4 protein-coding genes are annotated in these 5543 nt (G+C 43.0%); 2 read left to right on the top strand and 2 right to left on the bottom strand.

The genetic code is table 11. From position 1 onward, the window contains the following. Nucleotides 1-947: CHASE2 domain-containing protein (locus tag F6K20_RS22385; protein ID WP_287296077.1), on the top strand; the 947-nt coding region annotated here is incomplete at its 5' end. A 491-nt stretch (nucleotides 948-1438) separates the two neighbouring features. Next, complete coding sequence (locus tag F6K20_RS22380; RefSeq protein ID WP_287296075.1) at nucleotides 1439-2290, top strand: DUF928 domain-containing protein; 852 nt, start codon at nucleotides 1439-1441, stop codon at nucleotides 2288-2290. Nucleotides 2291-2757: 467 nt separating this feature from the next. Here F6K20_RS22380 and F6K20_RS22375 read toward each other — a convergent pair whose 3' ends face one another. After that, nucleotides 2758-5298: a CHAT domain-containing protein gene (locus F6K20_RS22375; protein WP_287296073.1), complete on the bottom strand. Its 2541-nt coding sequence runs from the start codon at nucleotides 5296-5298 to the stop codon at nucleotides 2758-2760. A gap of 13 nt (nucleotides 5299-5311) precedes the next feature. Next, a partial coding sequence (locus tag F6K20_RS22370) for a hypothetical protein (RefSeq protein WP_287296072.1) occupies nucleotides 5312-5543 on the bottom strand: 232 nt, incomplete at its 5' end.

Genomic DNA, 5543 nt, shown 5'->3' with positions numbered 1-5543 from the left:
TGGCAAAACTGCTGGCAAAACTGGAGCAGTATCAACCGAGAGCCATTGGTTTGGATATTTATCGGGACAATCCTGTGGCAGGGGAATACCAGGATTTAGCGACTCGTATGAAAACTAGTGATGACTTTTTTGCCATCTGCCATTATGGTCACCCCGGAGTTCCCCCACCACCAGAAGTGCCAGAGGTTCGCCAAGGCTTTAATAATGTTTTACTCGACCGCGATGACATTATCCGTCGCCATCTGTTGGCTGTAGGGTCACCATCTCCTTGTGACAGCGAGTACTCATTTAATTTCCAGTTGGCAACACATTATCTGGCTGATGAAGGAATCCAGTTGGAGGTGACAGAAAAGTATTTCAAGCTTGGCACTACAGTTTTTAAGACCTTAGGAGATAATTCTGGTGGATATCACAATCTAGATTTCCGTGGTCACCAAATATTACTGAATTATCGAGCTTCCGGTCAAATTGCTCAGAAAGTTTCCCTTGCAGAGGTTCTCAGGGATGACTTCAATGCCGAGTTAGTCAGGAATCGCATTGTCGTGATCGGTACCATTGCGCCCACTTTTAATGATAATAGGTGGCGCACACCCTACAGTGGTGGTCAGTTTTCTGTTAAGACCATGAGTGGGATAGAAATTCAGGCGCAGATGATCAGTCATATCCTCAGTGCAGTGCTCGATAATAGACCCTTGATTTGGTGGTGGTCTGAGCCTGGTGAAGCGCTCTGGATTTGGTGCTGGGCTGTGGTGGGGGGTATGGTTGCTGGAAACTTTAACGTGCTGCGTTCCGTCCTGTTGGTTACTGGAACTGCTGTGGTTGTTTTATATGGAAGTTGCTGGGTTTTGCTGATAGTAACAGGTGGTTGGGTACCATTAATTCCCGCTACTATAGCATTGGTAACTACTAGTGGCAGTGTAGTTGTTTACTCTGGTTTACAAAAGTGACCACAGTCATTGACTCGTCATTAGTCATTAGTCCTTAGTCTTTTGTGATCTACATTAAATCTCTTGATAATTACAAATGACCAATAACCAAAAATACCTTTTGATAACCCCCCTTTAGACACGCATTATAATAGTTGATGCTATAATAAATCGGGGCGATATAGCAATAGAAGTATAGTTTGGGAGATAGTATTTTGCTTTAAAAGGAGCAGGAAATAAAGCCGTGGGTCACGCTACGGTAACGGAGCAGGAAGCAGAACTATGTCTTAACCTTTCCTTCCACTACTATAGGAACTAATTTTGGCTAGGCATACTGAATAAATGGGATTTTTAACCCGGATTTGGTATGACTAATTACTAATGACTAGTTACAACACTTGACCGGATTTTTATCTGGAAATAGTGGTGATATACAGGGGTGTTAATCTGAATCCAAAAATTGGATATATCAGGTAAACATCTGTCGATGTTGATCTGAAGGTTGAGTTACGATGTTAACTAAATTATTTCGGCTTCAATACCTATTTACCTTTAATTTAATGATTTTTGCCTGGATCAGCTGTTTTTTGGTCTCCCGAGTAGAGGCTAATCAATCCATCAATGTTAGCCAAGCACAACCAGGATCAAGTGAGTATACCAAGCCCAAACCCCCAGACAATGGTACTCCTGATGCTGCCCAGGGTACAGGAACCCGTGGTCCTTGCCTATACAAGGCAGAGCTTCCAACACTGACTTCTTTAGTAGGTTTTTATCAGCCAAATTTAGATTATTCATATTTAAAGGTTACTCATGATTATCCAACCTTTTGGATATATCTACCTTATACCTCAGAAGATGGAGATTATAACTCAGAGGATGAAGCGTCCTTAGAATTTTCCTTGCAGGATAAATATGGTAAAAAAGATATTTACCGAACATCTTTCAAGCTACTAGATAAGCCTGGCATTGTGGGTATTCGGCTTCCTGAGAAAGTAAATTCCTTGGAAGTTGGTCAAACCTATCGTTGGAATATAGAGATCAATTGCCCTGCTTGGGAATTATCCAATAAACCAACAACCGTCTATTTCAAAGGACGAGTTAAACGAGTTGCCCACTCTCCAGACCTAGAACAGGATTTAAATGAGGCGAAAACTCTTCAAGAGAGAATCGCAGCTTATGATAAGCATGACATATGGTTTGATCAGTTAACTGAGTTAGCTGAATTAAGGCGGCAACAGCCCCACGATAGGACTCTTAAAGAAGCTTGGACTGAGGTATTGACCCCTCGTTTGGGGAAAACCATATCTGAACAACCCCTTTTGGGTAACCTTGAGGAAATTACACCGGTGCTGGTTAAAAAATAGGGAAAAAGAGGAGAGTGTCGGAATTTTATAATTAAGAATTAAGAATTGAGAATTAAGAATTGAGAATTGAGAATTGAGAATTGAGAATTGAGAATTGAGAATTGAGAATTGAGAATTGAGAATTGAGAATTGAGAATTGAGAATTGAGAATTGAGAATTCTGTCTTCTGTCTTCTGTCTTCTGTCTTCTGTCTTCTGCCTTCTCCCTTCTGTCTTCTGTCTTCTACATTCTCCCTTCTCCCTTCTGTCTTCTCCCTTCTCCCTTCTCCCTTCTGCCTTCTACATTCTCCCTTCTGCCTTCTACATTCTCCCTTCTGCCTTCTACATTCTACATTCTACATTCTACATTCTACATTCTACATTCTACATTCTACATTCTCCCTTCTCCCTTCTACATTCTCCCTTCTCCCTTCTACATTCTCCCTTCTGCCTTCTACATTCTACATTCTACATTCTACATTCTACATTCTACAGCCAATTCCCAACTAAAATAAATGGTGCCCAATGATAAGGAAGAGTGTAGTCTTTGTTAGGATCTTCTTCTTCCATCTTTAGAAACTCTATTTGAGCATTTCGCAGGGCTTCCGCTTTAGTCAACTGTGGATTATTTAACTGTTGGTAGAACTGATTCATAAATTCCGCTGTAGAGGCATCATTAACTTGCCACAAGGTGGCTAGGGTACTGCGTGCTCCTGCTCTAATCGCTATCCCAGCTAGTCCTAAAGCCGCTCGTTTGTCCCCAGTAGCAGTCTGACAAGCACTCAGTAACAATAGTTCAATGGGGGTGGTGCCACTGGGGTCACTCATCCGTAGTAAGTTATCTAAATCCTTGACTTTGATGCGTTCATCCCAGTCTAAAATAAATGTTTGCTCTGGGTTGGAACTGAACTGGCCGTGAGTGGCAATATGAACAACATTGAAAGACGCTGCGGTTAGTTGATTTTGCAGGTTTTCTTTGATAAATTCCTGATTTTGCAGTTTCTGACTACGGTTGACCTGTTCCCCAATTTTTGTTAACTCGAATGCGACGTTATCGATTGGTCCTAAACCTTCTTTTTTAAAGCTGGGAGCGTTAGTAGCTCCAGCAATTAGGGCTGTGAGCTGTTGCCTTGGCAATGGTTTGGGGTCCACTAGCTGTAAGCCAGGGGTCACAGCTACAGCATACCGTTCTATTAAATACTTGTCCTTTTCTCGATCATAAAGGGCTGCTACAGGAATATTTCGTAATGACCCATCTAGGATAAATACTAGGGTTTTTATTGGGCTTTGGTCTCTGTCACGGTTAGTCTCTAGTTCTTCTTCAAAGGGTCTGATTAGCAAGTCATAAATTTGGGGTAATTCTTTTTTGATAGTGTGATTAGCACCGGTAGGTTTGGTTATGATTTCTTGGAACTTTTTGACCGCTTCGTCTACTTGATCGTCTGATATGTTTTGATGGAAAGAGTACACCAAGTCATTTTGCTTAGGCAATTTGAGGATTACCGCTAAGCCGTCTTTTAAGATAATCGGGTAAATCACCGCTGCTCTAGGGTCTACATTATCAATGTTGACTTTTTCTGGCTTGGCGCAGGCGTCTCGAAAAAAGTTGTCGATTTCAGCAAGCTGGAGTGCTTCAATAACCTTACGGGCCTTTTTGAGATTATCGTTACTCGGTTCAGGAGAACGCAAGAGTAAATCAACTAACTCTCGATAGACAGGCTCTACTTGTTCTCGGAAGGAAAACTGGATGTCCGGATTGAGAGCAACTAAATCACTGCGTAAATTCGTTAAGGTATTAGAGGCTTGGGTATAATAAGCGATCGCATCCTGGATTACTTCCGTTACTGCTTCGGTATTACTATTTCTGGTGGTAGTGGCTTGTTCGGCTTTAGCCTTAAGTAGACGTCCCATTTGCCACTGCCACTGATAAGCAATATCCGGTGCATTAATCCCTTGGGCAATCAGAAGCGCTGACTTGGTAAAGGTTATGGCATTTGACCAATCTTTGGTTTGTTCAAACCAGTTACCAAGGGTGCCCAGGGCATAGGATTCTGCTCGTTTGTCTTCTAGGGTTTTAGCTTGCTCAATGGCTGTGTTGAGTAGTTGAGCAATGTCTGGGGAATTGGGAATTGGTGTGGGAATTGGTTTGGTAAATTGCGTACGCAATTTTCGATTTCTGATCTTGATCAGACTTTGAGCGAAATTTACGTGGGCGTAAACTGATGCTCTACTGGATGGTAATTTAGTTAGCAATGTCTGGATTTGTGGCAACAACGCTTGAACAGATTTCTCCTGGTCTGTCTCGATGAGTAAACTTAGCTGATTCAATTGTGCTTGAATTTTGGTAATGGGTGAGGTGGTGGTTGCTGCTGCTTGTTGATAGTGAGTTATCGCCTCTTGGATATGCTGCTTGGATGCCTTGTGGTTATTCGTGTCTTTTGCTCTTGTGGCTAAGGCTCGCTCAGTATTACCTAAACTCAGTAACGCTTGATTCTGGGATTCTGGAGATTTTATTAGTTGTGTGACTTTCCAACTTTCGGTTAAGGTCTGTTTAGATTGCTCTAAATCCCCTGCTTGTCGAAACACATTACCAAGATTGTGTAAGCCAATAGCTTTAACAGGAGAATCCGGTTGTGCCAGCAGGGTTTGTCTTACCTGAGTCAATAGCTTCTTGGCTCGACGGTAAAGTCCCAAAGATTGCATCGCTTGGGCTTGATTAATCTGGCTACCAAGCACACCAACCGGATCATTGGCTTTAGCATACAGTGCTTCAGCATTTTGCCAGGTGTTCAGGGCAGCGTCAGCATTTCCCTGTACCAATTGCAAACGCCCTTGAGTGTTCAACACTTTAGCCAATACTCCCTCACCTCCCCTGGATACGGTTTCTAGCAACGACAAACTGGAGTCAATGGCTGCTTGGGCTTGATCCCATTCCCCAAGTTGCTGAGTCACTAAGGACAGCAAACGCAGGGCTTGGGCTTGGTTGAGGATATCTCCTGTGGCTTGATAAGCTTGTGCCGCCTGCTGCAATACTCGTGCAGCATCAGCATACTGTCCAGCATCGTAGTATTGTTTGCCTTTTTCCAGCAGCAGGTAGTGCTTCGTGCTTCCTGCTTCCTGTTGTCTCCTGCTTACTGTTGCGTTCTGGTAACTGTGTGGCTACTTTTCGCGCGATATTTGCCGCTCCGTTAGTATCTGCGTTAATCAGATATCCCTTGGCTGTTTCATACAAACCACGTCTTACCCGTTTTCCTGAGGGCTTCCATCCTTTGGGT

Source organism: Moorena sp. SIO2C4, assembly GCF_010672485.1.
Lineage (GTDB): Bacteria > Cyanobacteriota > Cyanobacteriia > Cyanobacteriales > Coleofasciculaceae > Moorena > Moorena producens.
The sequence above is the reverse complement of the archived record's forward strand: the minus strand, read 5'-3'. Positions and strand labels throughout refer to the sequence as shown.